Genomic DNA, 14,518 nt, shown 5'->3' with positions numbered 1-14,518 from the left:
AATGTTTTGGCAAATTCATTATACATCAGAAAGTCCTGTACGATTATTTTTTATGAAAAAGTTGTAAAGTGGTGTTAAGTAATGATAAAGTATTTTTATTCTTCTATTCCATCCCCATTCTCACTTCAAATGTTGTTCCGCCCTGCTCATTTCCGCGAACCTCAATCTTTCCGTCATGCACCCGCACGATTTCACGCACCATCGCAAGTCCAAGACCTACCCCTCCAAGCTCACGGCTTCTGGACTTATCTACCCGGAAAAACGGTTCAAAGATCTGTTCCCGGAATGACTCGTCAATTCCATTCCCTGTATCCGCAACTGTCAGGACAACTTCATCCTTCTCTCTCTTTGCCGATACCGTAACCCTTCCATCTGTTCGATTATATTTAATCGCATTTTCAACGAGATTATAAATCATCCGATAGATCAGAATATCACTTCCTGTCAATATCAATTCATCCTCTGGCTTTTCGTCACTGTTCATACTACATGCGACCAGCAACGACTCTTCTGTTCCATCTGATCTTCCATCCGACAAATTCTGTGCCTTCTGTAACAGTTCAATATTCTTTTCCTGTGCCAGTGGTTCCAGATCCGTCAGCACTTCTTCTATCAATCCCTGAATTTCGATCTTTTCATTACGTGCCACCGTCTGTAATTCACTCATATCCAAAAGTGTTCTGACAAGCTTGCTAAGACGTTCATTCTGCTCTGTCACCATCTGGATGGTTTCTTCTGCTGCATCTCCGCTCTCCGGATGCTCTGTTGTATGATAGAGGTCGAGTTGTGCTTGAATTAATGCTAACGGCGTTCGTAATTCATGCGCCGCATTCCCGGTAAAACGGCGCTGTGTCTCAAATGATTCCGAAAGCCGCAAAAGCATCTTGTTATAAGAAGTACGAAGTCGGTCTAATTCTGCGATTCTATTCTCTTCAATCGTATAATCCGTCAGATTCTGTGCCTGAACCTTTTCTACTGTCTCTGAAAATTCTTTGAGTGGTTTTAATGCCCTGCCGCTGACAAAAAATGTAACTGCGCCGCCAATCAGTGCCACGGCAGCAGTAATCAGAAGACTTCTATTTCTATAATCTGATTTCGAATTATAAACCTTTGTAGCAAACTGCGCTGCAAAATCATCCCATTCATTATCCGGAATATCAATATACACTGCCTCCGGTGCGGCATTTTGATCCGTAACAGTCTCCTGAAGCGTATCGAAATGATAAATTCCGTTTTTATATAAGAAGAATGTAAGACATCCACACAATACGGTAATCAACACCGTCGTAAGAATCGTCAGTCTCCACTGGAGTGATATTTTTTTCATGCTTTACCATCTCCTCCTATCTTATACCCCTCACCGATCTTATTCACGATCGGATCATAACCAAGCCCGGCTTTCAGCTTCTTTCTCAGAGAAGACATATGTACTCGGATTGAACCGCTGAAACTATCCACAGAAGAATCCCAGACATGCTCGATCAGTTCTTCCTGACTGACCGGTCTTCCCTGATTCAAAAGAAGATACTCTAGAATTCCATTCTCTTTTCTTGTCAATGCAACCGGCTTGTCTTTTGCATATGCAGCCCTTTCTCTTGTATCAAAACGAAGACTGCCACATTCCAGACAGACATTTTTCTGTACAAACTTTCTTCTTGTCAGACTTCTCACGCGGGCTTCCAGCTCTTGGAGATGAAATGGTTTTTCCATATAATCATTTGCCCCCGCATCAAGGCCGTCAACCTTATCAGCAATCTGACTTCTCGCAGACAGAATCAATACCTTTGTCTCTTCGTTTTCCTTTCGAAGTTCCCGGAGAATATCCATCCCATCCATCCCCGGAAGGTTAAGATCAAGCACGATCAAATCATACATTTCCGCATAGATCATATCCAAGGCTTCCTCTCCGTCGTTACACGTATCTACCTCATATCCTGCCTGATGCAGACTTTTCGCAATCATATCACATAATTTCTTCTCATCTTCAACAACTAATAATCTCAATTTATTTTTCTCCATTTTCTTAACAGGAATTTTACACCCCCTATTGTATAATGCAAACATCGAAAGGTCAATAAACGGACTTTGAACATTGAAAGGAGTATATAAATGAAATCTGAAAAAGTAACACAGATTCTTTTACTTGCAGTCGGTCTGGTGTTTTTCCTTGTCGGGATCTTCCGTGGAGAAGCAGCGGTTGTACTTAATAAGGCAATAAAATTATGTATGGAGTGTGTCGGAATTGGATAAGAAAATGAAATCAAGCAAAAACTTTCTGGTCCGCTTCCGCGGATGGATTCAGGCAGCTGCCACACTGCTGACCAACATTCACATCCCGAATCTGTTTAAAGGGAAAATTTATCAGGGAAATGTAAAAACGATGTGCGTCCCGGGACTAAACTGTTACTCTTGTCCTGCCGCCACAGGCGCCTGTCCGATTGGAGCTTTTCAAGCCGTGGTTGGTTCTTCAAAATTCAAATTTACCTACTACATCACCGGATTCTTCATCCTGTTAGGTGTTCTGTTAGGACGGTTTATCTGTGGATTCCTCTGTCCGTTTGGATGGTTCCAGGATCTGCTGCATAAGATTCCGGGTAAGAAACTTTCCACCGCAAAGCTGAAGCCTCTGCGGTATCTGAAATATGTGATTCTGGTCGTCTTTGTTATACTACTTCCGGCATTTGTAACCAATTCACTTGGTATGGGAGATCCTTTCTTCTGCAAATACATTTGCCCACAAGGCGTACTTGAAGGTGCAATTCCACTGTCACTTGCCAACTCAGGAATCCGTGCCGCACTCGGACATTTATTTACATTTAAGTTCACAATCCTTGCGCTTTTCATCATCCTGAGCATCTTGTTTTACCGTCCATTTTGTAAATGGATCTGCCCACTGGGCGCTATTTACTCACTGTTTAACAAGGTATCTTTTCTTAAGATTCAGGTTGATCATGAGAAATGTGTTGGCTGCCAGAAATGCAGCCGTGTCTGTAAGATGGATGTCAATGTAGTAGACACACCAAACCATCCGGAGTGTATCCGATGCGGAGAATGTATGAAATCCTGTCCGACTGATGCAATCTGCTATCATTACGGATTTTCAACTAAGAAACAGGCTGAAAATAAAAACTAATAAAACGTAATTTAAAGGAGATTTAAAATCATGAAAAACAAAACACTTAGAACAAACTCAATGAAATTAAAAAAGGTAATTGCTGCATCCCTTGCCATTTCTGTACTTTTTGCGTTTACAGGCTGCGGAAATTCCTCCTCAACAGACAATACAAACACAAAACAGGAATCTTCTTCCACAACAGAAACGGGCAGCGCAGACGAGCTGAACGAAAAACGGAATGACCTTTACCAGCAGGAAAACCAGCTTTTTGCTGATCACAAAGATGCATGGGACAAAGCCTTTGGTCTTATGAACAAGAACGCTGCCGGTGATGACAAGAGCGGAAACTATGCTGATTTACTCGCAAGCACAGTGGAATCTAACAAAGACTCTTTCTCTGAAGAAGAATATGAAACTCTGTGCAAAGACATCGAGACAATCCGCGGAATTGAAGAAGAAATTGCCAAGCTTGAGAAAGAGATTGCTGCATCCGATTCCTCTGACAGCTCTTCCTCCAAATCAGACGAATCCACAGCTGTATTCAAAGGTTTCAAAGGAAAAGATCTGGATGGAAAAGATGTAGATGACAGTCTTTTCGCTAAAAATAAAGTTACAGTTGTAAATTTCTGGTTCAGTGGATGCAAGCCATGTGTCGGAGAGCTCTCTAAGCTGAATGAATTAAATGAGAAACTCAAAGAAATGGGTGGCGAAGTTGTTGGTATCAACATGGATACTTTAGACAACAATGAAGCCGGAATCAAAGAGGCAAAAGAAATCATGAAAGCTCAGGGCGCTTCCTACAAGAACCTGACTTTCGATTCTAATTCAACAGTTGGAAACTATGCTGGAAATGGAAACATCATGGCATTTCCTACAACCGTTCTTGTAGATAAAGACGGAAATATCGTTGGGGAACCTTTCATGGGTGGCATTGACGATCCGTCAAACTACGATCAGCTGATGAAGCAGATCCAGTCCGTACTTGACCAGAAATAATTTACATAAATATCCTAGTTAGGGGGCAGTTACTGTTTGCAGTAACTGCCCCTAACATCATTTACATCTGCCGTCGCGCTTGCTATACTAAAATATAATCTTAGCATTCCTTCTTTCCATCCACATACTTCAAGAATCTTTTGATCATATTCTCGAATCTTCTCAGCGACACTACCGCTTCCATCTTGTAAACATGGAAGCCCATGTGTTCATAAAATCCCTTAGCCTGCGGGACATACGCTTTGATATTTTTGATTTCTCTATCTGGCAGAAACAGGTGGGGCGCCCTCACACGCTTTGATAATGGTTTCGTAAGGGAGAAGTTTACTCATGACGGTATCTCTCCATTTCCTCCCGCAGTTTCCACAAGGCAATCTGGATATGCCGCCCTGCTGTGCTGCGTGACCGGCCAATACACGTGCCGATCACGCGCTGCGACTGATGCAGAAAGTAATAGCGCAGGATTTCTTCCCGTGCCTGCTCCGGCAAAACAGAGATCGCGTTGTCAACGGCGGCGCAAAGCAACGTTCATTTTACTGTTGACTGACTCAGCTGGCTTTGTGCTATTGCCTTGTAGTAAACACAAATAGAAATGATTGCTGTAATCGCTTCCGTGATCCAAAACGCATTCCAGACGCCAACCGCTCCGAAAAGCCTGCTGAGTAAAAACGCAGTTGGGATGATAACCACAACATACCGGCAAAGTGAAATCAGTAATGAAGGAGTGCCTTTTCCAAGTCCCTCCAGTGCGCCGGAAGATGTAACGGAAACCGCCGAGACGATAAAACCGGCGCCGATGATACGCAGGGCTGTTTCCCCGCTCTGGATTGTCGCTTCTGTGTGGGTAAACAGCCCCATAAGCTGGCCGGGGATTAGCAGACATATCACTGTCCCAAGCACCATAATGATACCGCTCATGCACAAGACGATTTTATAAATCTGGCTGACTCTTTTGTTCTCCCCCGCACCGTAGTTATATCCGATCAAGGGGCGCATCCCCTGAACAATGCCATTAGCCGGAAGATAGATGAATGTCTGCAATTTGTAATAGATTCCCAAAACCAGAATATACACTTCGGAATATGCCGCCAAAATAGCATTGAGCGCCGAAATCAAAAGAGATGGGAGCGCAAGATTCAAGGTTGCGGGAATGCCGATGGAGTACAGCTTTATTACCATCTTTTTGCTGAGCAAAATGTACTGTCTGCGGATATGCACGCGAATTGGCCGCACAAAATAAACGACCAAATAAATCGCAAGCGTCAAGGCCTGCCCGATGCCGGTTGCCAGCGCAGCGCCTTCGATTCCCATTTCAGGGAATGGACCATAGCCAAAAATCAGAGCGGGGTCTAAGACAATGTTTGTTATACACCCACACATCAAGCTGATCATGGTTGTTTTCATGTTTCCTACAGCTTGGAATAGTTTCTCGAATGTAACACCAACAATGATAATCAATGTAAAAGCGAACGCAATAACAGAATAGCGAACGCCAAGTTCAATCACTGTCTTGGATGAAGTGAACATTCCTAAAAAAGCCGGCATCATTGTAATACAGCAGACTGTCATAACAACGCCGTGAATCATGGCAAGCACAAGTCCCTGCGTGGCAGCTTGATCTGCTTTTTTGTTATCTCCAGCGCCTAGATATAAGGCGATCACTGCGTTGATTCCAACGCCAAATCCAATTCCAACGGCATTGATAAAATTTTGAACCGGGTAAACCAATGATAATGCCGTCATAGCTTCCTCGCTGATCTGCGCGACGAAAAAGCTGTCGATAATGTTGTATAGAGAATTAACCAGCATGGATAAAACCATAGGCAGGGTCATGGATAAAATCAGCGGCAATACCGGTTTTTCTTTCATAAAAGTATCGTTCATCATTTCTCCTCCTTGGAACATGTTATAAGATATTTTTGTGGCGATGCCATTCATTTCTGTTATAATTCCATATACGGATTTTCAGAATCTACAAGTCCAACAATTGTTTTGCAACCCCAAATCCGCGCTATTCGCATCTGGAGTTCATCCTGCGCAGCAAGTACACGCTCGCGATTGAAATCTGTAAAACCATCAATGGGAAAGAATATGTCTGTGGAAGCAGAAGTGATTTTTCCGTTTTCGCTTTGCATCCAAGTCCAGCGGCGGGTACGCACCTGCTGTCCGATTGCATAAACCACTTCATCAAGGTCTGGAGTTTCATCTTTCTCGCCGCCAAACGCAAGGAAAGTATTTATTGGGGTTGATATTCAAGGCTCGGAATGCTTCTCGATATGGTAAAATATCCGGATCTTCCTTGACTTTTCTTCCCTCAAAACGCTGCATTGCAGCTTGGATACTTTCATCTAAAACAATCTCTGGGCATGCGTTATTATTATCAATGCCTTTTGCCATAACAACACCAAAACAGGCACTCGGCAGTTCTTCAAAAATTTCTTTTTTAACAACGAATCTCATTTTATGCCCTTCTTATCTGCACTTGACCGGAATACATATTTCAGTCACAAATTTTTCACTGTCATTAGTAATGCCATAGTCTATGAGCGTGATTTCTCGCGAAAAACCAACAATCTGTATCTGTTCTTTTGTGATGTAGTCAAGGAGCTTTTCATAGTGCGCTGGAGCTTCTATATGACTGCCTCGAAAACGCAGCCGTACACAAAGTGTTTTGGGAAGAGTAATGGTTTCACCTGTATAAATGTCCTCTTGATCCAGTATTAGAAAAATGCTGTCATAACGATTTACTTTTGATTGCTGCAAATGTTCCGCGGAAATGCCAAGTCCAACCTTTCCAAGAAATACAACGGCTTCGGCATCAGATTGATCCAGCTTTCTAATCGGCACTTCCATATCAAGAGAGCCATCTACTTTCAGTGGAACGTCTACCCAAGCAATGCGACAGGACGGAAGCTCTATTAAGGAAACGGTATCCAAAGGCTCACTTTGTGCGTCTCTCAGCCAATTTAAGCGGTGGTTAATCTTTTGTTCTATACGTTGTAATTCTTGTTGCTTTTTCAGGACTGCATGCTTTTGCTGTAACAACTTTTCCTCAATACGGCTGATATCCTTATTTTTGAGAAAGTCCTCAATTTCGGACAAAGGCATATCCAATGCCCGCAAATACCTGATTGTGTTTAGTACTTCAAATTGTTCGGTGCCATAGTAACGATAGCCAGAATCTGAGGAAATGTATTCTGGTGTAAGCAAACCGATATGTTCATAGTGCCGCAAACTACTAACACTGATATGAAACAATTTTGACACTTCACCTATTGGGAAGAGATTTTTCCGATCCATATCTTACTCCTCCACCAGAACAAGCGTTGATTTGCGCCGTATGACTCCAAAGGCGATTAGGCAGATCACGACCGATAGCAGTGAGCCTGCCGCGGTAGCCAGTCCCATCGGGAGAAGCGTTGCCGGGAATAATTTTGAGGTCACATAAACGCCAGGCACACGCATCAATACAATGGCGAGAATATTGTGTAAAAACGACAGGCCGGATTTCCCGCATGCGCAAAAAAAGCCGCTAAAACTAAAATGAATGCCAGCAAAAATACAGTCAAAAATGTAACCACGCAGATACTGGCCGCCGAAAAGGATCACCGCCGCTGCGTCATTCAGTCCACGCTGATTGGCAATAATCGTGATAATAATAAAAGCAACTTGAATCAGGCCGTCCTGAAACGCAATTGGGATGCCGATCCCCAAAATTTTCCCCATGACCGCACGGCAAGGCTTGAAGTCGCTTTTTTTCAGAACGATGCTCCTGCGTTTCAAAATAACGGTAAGGGAAACAACTACACTGATTGCCTGAGAGAGAGTTGTACCAAGGGCTGCGCCCGCAGGCCCAAGGTGCAGCACACCCATAAAAAGATAGTCTAAAGCGATGTTGGCAGCACAGGCTGTGGCAATAAAGCACATCGGGCTTTTGCTGTCGCCCAACCCTCTAAAAATAGAACTGATGATGTTGTAGGATGTAATAAAAGGAATCCCGATAAAGCAGATGGTCAAATAGGTGACCGTACCGCTCACCGCATCCGCTGGCGTAGACATGGCAACGACAATGGGATGAACAAGGGATAACAGGATGGCCGTAAGTGCAATGGAAAGCACCAGAAACAATATTACCGTATTCCCGATGTTATGCGCTGCCTGTTTTTGATTTCCTGCCCCCACTGCCTGACCGACGCTGACGGTTGTTCCCATCGATAACCCTACAATCATAACCGTAAGCATGTGCATCACTTGTGAGCCGATAGAAACAGCGGTAGTACTGGCTACACCCTCGAACTGTCCGATGATAAATAGGTCAGCCATGCCATAGAGCGTTTGAAGAAAATACGAGAGCAGATACGGCAATGATAATAATACAACATTTTTGAACACACTGCCGGTAGTAAGATTCTTTTCCATATTGCCTAATCCTCCTTTTTGGTTAAACTACCCGTATTATAAAATCTACAATAGATGTAGAGTCAAGCGTTTTTTCTTATTTTGTAGCACCGTTCAAATGACTTTGTGTAAGTTCATTTTTTCACGCAAATTCTTGAGAATATCTCGTGTTTCCATGTCTGTCCCTCCTAAGGAATATGTTATTATTTATTATAAAACTGCAAGCCTTATTTTAACAAGCAACTCGCTGCTGCTATGGAATAGTGGATGCTGTCAATCAAATTCTTGCGTGTTTCTTTATGGCACATGAGTTGGTCGATTCCGATTATCGTAAATCCAGTTCTTGTATGCTCTAACCTTTTGCTCAAACTTCTTTCTTGAAGTCTGTACCTTTGGCACGAAACCTCCCTTTCGAGTTTTGCTACAGCAGAAGGTAAATCCCAGAAAATCAAATGTTTCAGGCTTACATTCTCCTCTTGCTCTACGATTTTGCTCTGCAAATCTCCCAAATTCAATCAGTCTGCTTTTACTACTTTCCAGTTCCAGTCCAAACTTTTCCATTCGTTCCTTTAACTCTTTATAGTATCTTTCAGCTTCTGACTTATATTGAAATCCTGCAACAAAATCATCCGCAAAGTTGACGAGAAAACACTCTCCCTGCTTTTCCCTTTGTTCTGTATGGTTGCATAAAAATGATATGCAGTATCAGAATCTCTATTGTAATCAATGTGTCGGCTGAAAGCCGCACAGACAAGAAATAAAGAACTGGAATCCGGTGAACACTATATTAATCTGAAAGAACTCCATCAAAAGGAGTGCAGAGCCTATGAACGTAAGATTCAGGCGCTGCTAACGGAGATAGAGGATGCACATAAAGAAAACATCCGTGTCCGCAATTACTGGTTTCAGGTACTGGAGGATATACTGCTGGAGTTTGAGGCAATGCAGAAAAAAGCTGGTCAAAAGCTTCGGGAGATGGAGAAACGTGCCCTTCTTGCTGAGCGACAAAGAGATGATGTATTGGAGAAAGCAAAAGAATTCCGCCTTAAGTTTTATGAAACCGCCACCCAGCTGGAAGAAGAACAGGAAAAGAATCTGAAACTTCATGCACAGATCAACCGTGATTATGAAAACTCATCTATTCCTTCTTCTAAAACCATCCGGCAGAAAAAGATTGCAAACAGCAGGGAAAACTGAATATTTCCAAAGGCATGATAAGTAAACTCAGCAGGGAGTTTGCTTTAAAAACAGAGCCTGAGCGCAGGGAAACCTATGCAGATATGCTGCTTTCCCCAGTCATGCATACGGATTGTACAAACGGCAGGGAAAACGGAAAAAGCTGTCAGATCTATGTCTGTGCAACCCCGGATGGAAAAGCACTGTACTTTGCCCGTGAGAAAAAAGGACACGAGGGAGTAAAAGGGACTGTTACAGAGGATTATCAGGGGATCCTTGTCCATGACCATGATATTACCTTTTATAATTATGGAGCAGATCACCAGGAATGCCTTGCCCATATGCTGCGTTACCTGAAAGACAGCATGGATAATGAACCAAACCGCGCCTGGAACAAAGACATGATTCCCGGGTATCTGCCCACTAATAATGAAGCCGAAAGGCTTCTAAGAAACTATAAGCGGAAACAGGCGCAGGCTGTGACATTCAGGAGTTTCGAAAGTATCGATTATCTCTGCCAATGCATGAGCATGCTTGTTTTGATGCGGCTGGAAGAACCAGCGAATATATTTGACAGAGTGTCCAGGATATTTGGATAAGAAAACCGATGGCTTTGACTGTTATTAGTCTACACCATCGGTTTTCTCATGTCCAGCTAACCTCTGAACAGTAACCTATATACATTAATCATATATATCTGTATATAAATTACCTTGTTACCTGAATTCACTGATGCTATGCCAGCTTAGTTTCTGGATCTCTGGCAAGTCTACCTATTAAAACAATCGTATTCATGCTTCTTGTCCTCCCTTTCTTCCTGCAACACCTTTCCCCGGTATTTCAAACAGGATAATAATCTATGCATTTTCTGCACGAAAAAATGAGGAATGGAGTCGAACCATTCCCCACTTGCTACAGGATTTCTCCTGTAATATAAATAAGAAAATCTAAGTATTCGCATTTGGGCTTTGTCTGTACATATACATCTGATCGTTATCATTTCAGATAACCCGGCTGTAAAAATACAGTCACAGTCTCTGTTTCAGCAGAGGTCCTGTACCTTTCGGTGGTATCATTATTGCTTCGCTCTTCCCGTAGGAGTCTTCGCCTGCACGAGCCGGATTAACTCCGGTAAGCATGTTCCTCAAGATGTATCAGCTCTTTCAATTGTCAAGGTGCAATCGGAAGAACTGTCTGAACCTCTTTTACGTTTGTGATTTTTGGAAATCAGAGGATTTTCAATTTGCCTTCCATATACTCTGTATTGGGAGAGACAAAATCGGACATGATTTTAGAAATTTTTTAAAAATATTTTTTGAAGTGTAAAAAGACATAAAAAAAGATGCCAGGATTTCTCCTGACACCATAGTGACTGTGCCAACTTCGTGCCCACTGGGCACAAGGTTGATTGTATTATTCTTCATTTCCTAATGATATTGGTTCTTTCTTTGTTTTCTTGTTTTTAGATATCATCTTATGACCTGTATAAATAGCCATAATCATACAAAGCAAAGAACTTGCCGCAAAATATTTATGGCTTGATTTTGAACCTTTATATCCGCTATAAAAAGTACCTAGCATCGTTATCAATGCTCCGACAGACCAATATTCATGAGCTTTCATTCTAACATCTCCCTTTGTGTTAATTTTAATATGTACCTTTTGATAAAATATGCAAACTGGAAGTTAGCGATTTCTTTTTCCGGTATTCTCTGTCCCACGGATTTCCTCATGATAGAAATAATCTACGATCACCGGATGCCCCTGCGGGACTCTGCCATAAGGCATTTCATTATCCACAAAGGCACAATCATACTTCTTAGCCATTTTCTCAGCTTTTACTTCAAGTGCTTCAAAGTAGCTGCGGTTATGCTTGTTATAGATCTCGTCGTAAAGTGGTACAAGATCAGGATATTTTCCGGCGATATAATCCATAATTGTCTTTTTGAAACCGCCTCGAAGATTGAGATTTTCGAGCCAGAACAGATCGCACTGATTCTTTACCCGCTCAAAGATTGCTTCAAAATCCGTGATACCGGGGAATACCGGGGATACGAAACAGACTGTACGGATACCTGCCTCATATACCTGCTTCATAGCAGCGATACGGTGCTCAATGCTCGAAGCAGAATCCATATCGTTCTTGAAATTTTCATCTAGTGTGTTGATCGACCATGAAACGGTTACACGTCCAAGCTTCTTCAACAGATCAATATCCCGTACCACAAGATCCGACTTTGTGCAGATCAGAATATCTGCGTCACTGCCGATCAGCTGCTCCAGAAGTTTTCTGGTATTCCCGAATTGCTCCTCCTGTGGATTGTAGCCATCTGTCACAGAACCGATGACCACCCGCTGTCCGGCATATTTCTTCGGATTTTTAATTTCCGGCCAATGCTTCACATCAAGGAAAGTACCCCATTCCTCCTTGTGCCCGGTAAAGCGCTTCATAAAAGAAGCATAGCAATACTTGCAGGCATGTGTACAGCCCACATAGGGATTGACCGAGTAACCGCCTACCGGCAGACTAGACTTAGTCATGATGTTCTTTGTTTCCACCTCACGAATGAGGATTCCATTCATTACTTCTTCCATGATTTCTGTACCTCTAACACTTTATTAAATTCTTCCGGCATTTCCTGAATCATATTTTCATCCCCTATGATAGGGACAAGGTCTTCCTTCATAAACACCGGAATGCCGAGCTTATGTGCCTGATCCGTCAGAGACCATGCCCATTCCGGCTCCGTATGAATCTTCCTGCTCTGAGCTCCGGTCATGGTGCCGACAACGATCCAATTGATTCCGGAAAGGTCAACTGTGCCGGGATCATCGAATAACGGCTCAAAGGTAACATGGTAATGTTTTGCTCTGACGTTTTTCCGAAGGGCGTCGATACGCCACAGTTCTGCTTTCCTCGTCACCGTAACGCCAAACCATGAGTTTTCCAGATCAGTATCAAAATCCAGCAAATCAGGTCGCTTGGTAATGAACAGGAACTGATGCTGTGGATTTTCACGGATCTTTGCAAATACCTCGTCTCTCCATTCCGGCTTCCATCCGGAGAGATCGCTCATGCCGGTAAGAAGAAAGTTCTGCGGACGTTTCTTTTCCATCATCTTGAGCTTACCCGGAAAGAATTCAGGGTCAGCGAAATCATCAATCATATGCCAGCGTTTCACGTTGTTGCGGGCATAGCAATATGTACACCCCACTGTGCAGCCAATGACGATATTCATGTTCTGAATCTGATCTTTGATACAAATACTCATGACTTCTGCCACTCCTCAAGATTCTTTCTGATGCGGTCGAGGCATTCCTCAAACCGGGTAATTTCTTCCTCTGAAAAACCTTTGTAGTAAATACTGCCCATCTCATCAGATACAGAATCGTACTCGCCCTTTAAAGCATGTGCTTTCTTAGTCAGAAACAGGAGTGTTTTCCTTTTGTCCGTTTCAGACTGAACACGGCTTATCAGCCCTTGATTTTCCATTCTTTCCAGCATCGTAGTAAGAGATGTTATCGCTAATCCGCATTTAGTCGAGAGTGACCTGATTGAGATACCATCCTCCTGCCACAGCACATAAAGAATACGCCCCTGGGCTCCATTAAACGCATCAATATTCTTTTCACTGAGAATCTTCTCGAAAATCCGGTCTCCAAGCTGTTTTATTTTGGTGACAAGAAATCCTCCATTCATTTCCATGCAAAAGCTCCTATATAGTAGTTTATTAAAAACATACTATATAGGAGCTTTATTGTCAACAGTTTATATGTCTTAATAGGTAAATTCTGTTTTTTTCAATTCGCCAAACTGGAATTGTTCAAGCTTTTCAAATACTAACGTCCTTAATTCTGTTCAATAATTGATTTATAGTAGTTACCAAAGTCAGCAAGTGAATTAACAATTGGAAGCATTTTTGTTCCGAGTTCCGTTAAGCCGTATTCAACTCTCGGTGGCTGCTCATGGTAATCGTGGCGATATGCCAGCCCATCACTCATCATTTGTCTTAAACTATCTGTCAAAACCTTTTGTGAAATACCATCTATACTTCGTTGTAGCTCATTGAATCTCCATGGACGCTCTTTCAAGTTACGCAAAATCAGCAGTTTCCATTTTCCTCCGATAAGAGATACTGCTGTTGCAACTGGGCATTCCGGTAATTCTTCTTTTGCTCGCATAATTCTCACCTCCGAGTCTATTGTAACACATTCATTTTTGAGTGTACAGTTACAAAAAGGTGCGTACTTGTTTTTGTATGTGTCTCACACTATACTAATACCAAGCAACCAGAAACTACAAATTAACTATGGAGGTATTATTATGGCAAATTACACAAAAACAACTATTGGAAAGGAAAACCGAATTGAGCTGCACGAAAAGTTGTCTTTAACAGGTGCAGAAATCAGTTTAAACGAACTACCTGCAGGAGCAAATGTCCCATTTGTTCATTCTCATAAAGAAAATGAAGAAATCTATGGAATTCTTTCAGGTAACGGCAAAGCCATAATTGATGGAGAAGAAATTAGCCTTTCAACTGGAGACTGGCTAAAAATCGCACCTACTGCAAAGCGTCAGTTTTTTGCATCCGATATTTCTGGAATTACTTATATCTGCATTCAGGTAAAAGAAAATTCTCTGGAACATTTTACAGCAGAAGATGCCGTAATCGGCTAATTAAAAGTATTTATTTACAAAAATGCACCGTTCACGATAAGCTAAGAACTGTGCATTTCTTTTTGTTTAATATTACGTTATGCCTGCTTATAATCGCGAATTTTAAAACGATTGAGCCATTCACGTTTGATAATAGAATGAAAGGATTCAATACA

General features: G+C 42.3%; 19 protein-coding genes. 6 read left to right on the top strand and 13 right to left on the bottom strand.

Going from position 1 to position 14,518, the window contains the following annotated elements; all coding sequences use genetic code 11:
- Window positions 1–103 precede the first annotated feature (103 nt).
- Together WMO28_RS16330 and WMO28_RS16325 are read right to left on the bottom strand one after the other, a co-directional pair.
- Window positions 104–1,327, bottom strand: coding sequence for a sensor histidine kinase (locus WMO28_RS16330; protein ID WP_349057667.1), 1,224 nt, complete (start codon window positions 1,325–1,327; stop codon window positions 104–106).
- A complete protein-coding gene (locus WMO28_RS16325) occupies window positions 1,324–2,064 on the bottom strand; it encodes a response regulator transcription factor (protein ID WP_349057666.1) in 741 nt (246 codons plus the stop codon). The genes WMO28_RS16330 and WMO28_RS16325 overlap by 4 nt, the downstream gene beginning before the upstream one ends.
- Window positions 2,065–2,109: 45 nt before the next feature.
- Between WMO28_RS16325 and WMO28_RS16320 the strand changes: the two genes are divergently transcribed.
- Genes WMO28_RS16320 through WMO28_RS16310 form a run of 3 tightly spaced genes read left to right on the top strand, consistent with a single transcriptional unit; the run spans window position 2,110 to window position 4,111 of the window.
- A complete protein-coding gene (locus WMO28_RS16320) occupies window positions 2,110–2,250 on the top strand; it encodes a CD1871A family CXXC motif-containing protein (protein ID WP_349057665.1) in 141 nt (46 codons plus the stop codon).
- Entirely contained in the window at window positions 2,243–3,133 is an 891-nt protein-coding gene (locus WMO28_RS16315; RefSeq protein ID WP_349057664.1) for a 4Fe-4S binding protein, read from the top strand. Before WMO28_RS16320 ends, WMO28_RS16315 begins: the two co-directional genes overlap by 8 nt.
- Before the next feature lie 30 nt (window positions 3,134–3,163).
- Entirely contained in the window at window positions 3,164–4,111 is a 948-nt protein-coding gene (locus WMO28_RS16310) for a TlpA disulfide reductase family protein (protein WP_349057663.1), read from the top strand.
- A 528-nt stretch (window positions 4,112–4,639) separates the two neighbouring features.
- Here the strand turns inward: WMO28_RS16310 and WMO28_RS16300 are convergent.
- From WMO28_RS16300 to WMO28_RS16280, 6 genes are all read right to left on the bottom strand, one after another.
- The gene (locus tag WMO28_RS16300; protein ID WP_349057668.1) at window positions 4,640–5,995 is read right to left on the bottom strand and encodes an MATE family efflux transporter; all 1,356 of its coding nucleotides are present in this window, start codon (window positions 5,993–5,995) and stop codon (window positions 4,640–4,642) included.
- Between the two features lie 59 nt (window positions 5,996–6,054).
- Window positions 6,055–6,294: a hypothetical protein gene (locus WMO28_RS17135; RefSeq protein WP_353963848.1), complete on the bottom strand. Its 240-nt coding sequence runs from the start codon at window positions 6,292–6,294 to the stop codon at window positions 6,055–6,057.
- Between the two features lie 19 nt (window positions 6,295–6,313).
- Entirely contained in the window at window positions 6,314–6,571 is a 258-nt protein-coding gene (locus tag WMO28_RS16295; protein WP_349057662.1) for a hypothetical protein, read from the bottom strand.
- Between the two features lie 12 nt (window positions 6,572–6,583).
- Window positions 6,584–7,411: a MerR family transcriptional regulator gene (locus WMO28_RS16290; RefSeq protein WP_117592815.1), complete on the bottom strand. Its 828-nt coding sequence runs from the start codon at window positions 7,409–7,411 to the stop codon at window positions 6,584–6,586.
- Between the two features lie 3 nt (window positions 7,412–7,414).
- Window positions 7,415–8,530, bottom strand: coding sequence for an MATE family efflux transporter (locus WMO28_RS16285; protein WP_349057661.1), 1,116 nt, complete (start codon window positions 8,528–8,530; stop codon window positions 7,415–7,417).
- 276 nt (window positions 8,531–8,806) lie between these two features.
- Window positions 8,807–9,208 (bottom strand): reverse transcriptase domain-containing protein, encoded by a 402-nt coding sequence (locus WMO28_RS16280; protein WP_435376748.1) that lies wholly within the window; start codon window positions 9,206–9,208, stop codon window positions 8,807–8,809.
- 27 nt (window positions 9,209–9,235) lie between these two features.
- On the opposite strand from WMO28_RS16280, the gene WMO28_RS16275 reads away from it, so the two are divergent.
- Both WMO28_RS16275 and WMO28_RS16270 read left to right on the top strand, forming a co-directional pair.
- Window positions 9,236–9,706, top strand: coding sequence for a hypothetical protein (locus WMO28_RS16275; protein WP_349057660.1), 471 nt, complete (start codon window positions 9,236–9,238; stop codon window positions 9,704–9,706).
- 14 nt (window positions 9,707–9,720) lie between these two features.
- Entirely contained in the window at window positions 9,721–10,284 is a 564-nt protein-coding gene (locus tag WMO28_RS16270; protein WP_349057659.1) for an IS66 family transposase, read from the top strand.
- Window positions 10,285–11,098: 814 nt separating this feature from the next.
- On the opposite strand, the gene WMO28_RS16265 is transcribed toward WMO28_RS16270, so the two are convergent.
- From WMO28_RS16265 to WMO28_RS16245, 5 genes are all read right to left on the bottom strand, one after another.
- Window positions 11,099–11,308, bottom strand: a complete 210-nt coding sequence (locus tag WMO28_RS16265) for a DUF6219 family protein (protein WP_009300563.1) — start codon at window positions 11,306–11,308, stop codon at window positions 11,099–11,101.
- Window positions 11,309–11,371: 63 nt separating this feature from the next.
- The gene (locus tag WMO28_RS16260; RefSeq protein ID WP_015567824.1) at window positions 11,372–12,280 is read right to left on the bottom strand and encodes a radical SAM mobile pair protein B; all 909 of its coding nucleotides are present in this window, start codon (window positions 12,278–12,280) and stop codon (window positions 11,372–11,374) included.
- Entirely contained in the window at window positions 12,268–12,957 is a 690-nt protein-coding gene (locus WMO28_RS16255; RefSeq protein WP_349057658.1) for a radical SAM mobile pair protein A, read from the bottom strand. Before WMO28_RS16255 ends, WMO28_RS16260 begins: the two co-directional genes overlap by 13 nt.
- Window positions 12,954–13,391, bottom strand: coding sequence for a radical SAM mobile pair system MarR family transcriptional regulator (locus tag WMO28_RS16250; RefSeq protein ID WP_349057657.1), 438 nt, complete (start codon window positions 13,389–13,391; stop codon window positions 12,954–12,956). The genes WMO28_RS16255 and WMO28_RS16250 overlap by 4 nt, the downstream gene beginning before the upstream one ends.
- A gap of 143 nt (window positions 13,392–13,534) precedes the next feature.
- Window positions 13,535–13,867 carry a winged helix-turn-helix transcriptional regulator gene (locus tag WMO28_RS16245; protein WP_008373705.1) on the bottom strand — a complete coding sequence of 111 codons (333 nt, stop codon included), beginning with the start codon at window positions 13,865–13,867 and terminating at the stop codon, window positions 13,535–13,537.
- A gap of 142 nt (window positions 13,868–14,009) precedes the next feature.
- On the opposite strand from WMO28_RS16245, the gene WMO28_RS16240 reads away from it, so the two are divergent.
- On the top strand, window positions 14,010–14,363 hold the full coding sequence (locus tag WMO28_RS16240) for a cupin domain-containing protein (RefSeq protein ID WP_020993869.1): 354 nt from the start codon (window positions 14,010–14,012) through the stop codon (window positions 14,361–14,363).
- The last annotated feature ends 155 nt before the right edge of the window (window positions 14,364–14,518 follow it).

It is taken from the genome of Blautia aquisgranensis, assembly GCF_040096615.1.
GTDB lineage: Bacteria > Bacillota > Clostridia > Lachnospirales > Lachnospiraceae > Blautia_A > Blautia_A aquisgranensis.
Note: the sequence above shows the minus strand (reverse complement) of the source record. Positions and strands in the feature narration are given on the sequence as shown.

Coding starts and splice junctions, on each gene's coding strand:
- WMO28_RS16330 (WP_349057667.1), bottom strand. CDS start 1,327: ATGAAAAAAATATCACTCCAGTGGAGACTGACGATTCTTACGACGGTG.
- WMO28_RS16325 (WP_349057666.1), bottom strand. CDS start 2,064: ATGTTTGCATTATACAATAGGGGGTGTAAAATTCCTGTTAAGAAAATG.
- WMO28_RS16320 (WP_349057665.1), top strand. CDS start 2,110: ATGAAATCTGAAAAAGTAACACAGATTCTTTTACTTGCAGTCGGTCTG.
- WMO28_RS16310 (WP_349057663.1), top strand. CDS start 3,164: ATGAAAAACAAAACACTTAGAACAAACTCAATGAAATTAAAAAAGGTA.
- WMO28_RS16300 (WP_349057668.1), bottom strand. CDS start 5,995: ATGAACGATACTTTTATGAAAGAAAAACCGGTATTGCCGCTGATTTTA.
- WMO28_RS16295 (WP_349057662.1), bottom strand. CDS start 6,571: ATGAGATTCGTTGTTAAAAAAGAAATTTTTGAAGAACTGCCGAGTGCC.
- WMO28_RS16290 (WP_117592815.1), bottom strand. CDS start 7,411: ATGGATCGGAAAAATCTCTTCCCAATAGGTGAAGTGTCAAAATTGTTT.
- WMO28_RS16285 (WP_349057661.1), bottom strand. CDS start 8,530: ATGGAAAAGAATCTTACTACCGGCAGTGTGTTCAAAAATGTTGTATTA.
- WMO28_RS16275 (WP_349057660.1), top strand. CDS start 9,236: ATGTGTCGGCTGAAAGCCGCACAGACAAGAAATAAAGAACTGGAATCC.
- WMO28_RS16270 (WP_349057659.1), top strand. CDS start 9,721: ATGATAAGTAAACTCAGCAGGGAGTTTGCTTTAAAAACAGAGCCTGAG.
- WMO28_RS16265 (WP_009300563.1), bottom strand. CDS start 11,308: ATGAAAGCTCATGAATATTGGTCTGTCGGAGCATTGATAACGATGCTA.
- WMO28_RS16260 (WP_015567824.1), bottom strand. CDS start 12,280: ATGGAAGAAGTAATGAATGGAATCCTCATTCGTGAGGTGGAAACAAAG.
- WMO28_RS16255 (WP_349057658.1), bottom strand. CDS start 12,957: ATGAGTATTTGTATCAAAGATCAGATTCAGAACATGAATATCGTCATT.
- WMO28_RS16250 (WP_349057657.1), bottom strand. CDS start 13,391: ATGGAAATGAATGGAGGATTTCTTGTCACCAAAATAAAACAGCTTGGA.
- WMO28_RS16245 (WP_008373705.1), bottom strand. CDS start 13,867: ATGCGAGCAAAAGAAGAATTACCGGAATGCCCAGTTGCAACAGCAGTA.
- WMO28_RS16240 (WP_020993869.1), top strand. CDS start 14,010: ATGGCAAATTACACAAAAACAACTATTGGAAAGGAAAACCGAATTGAG.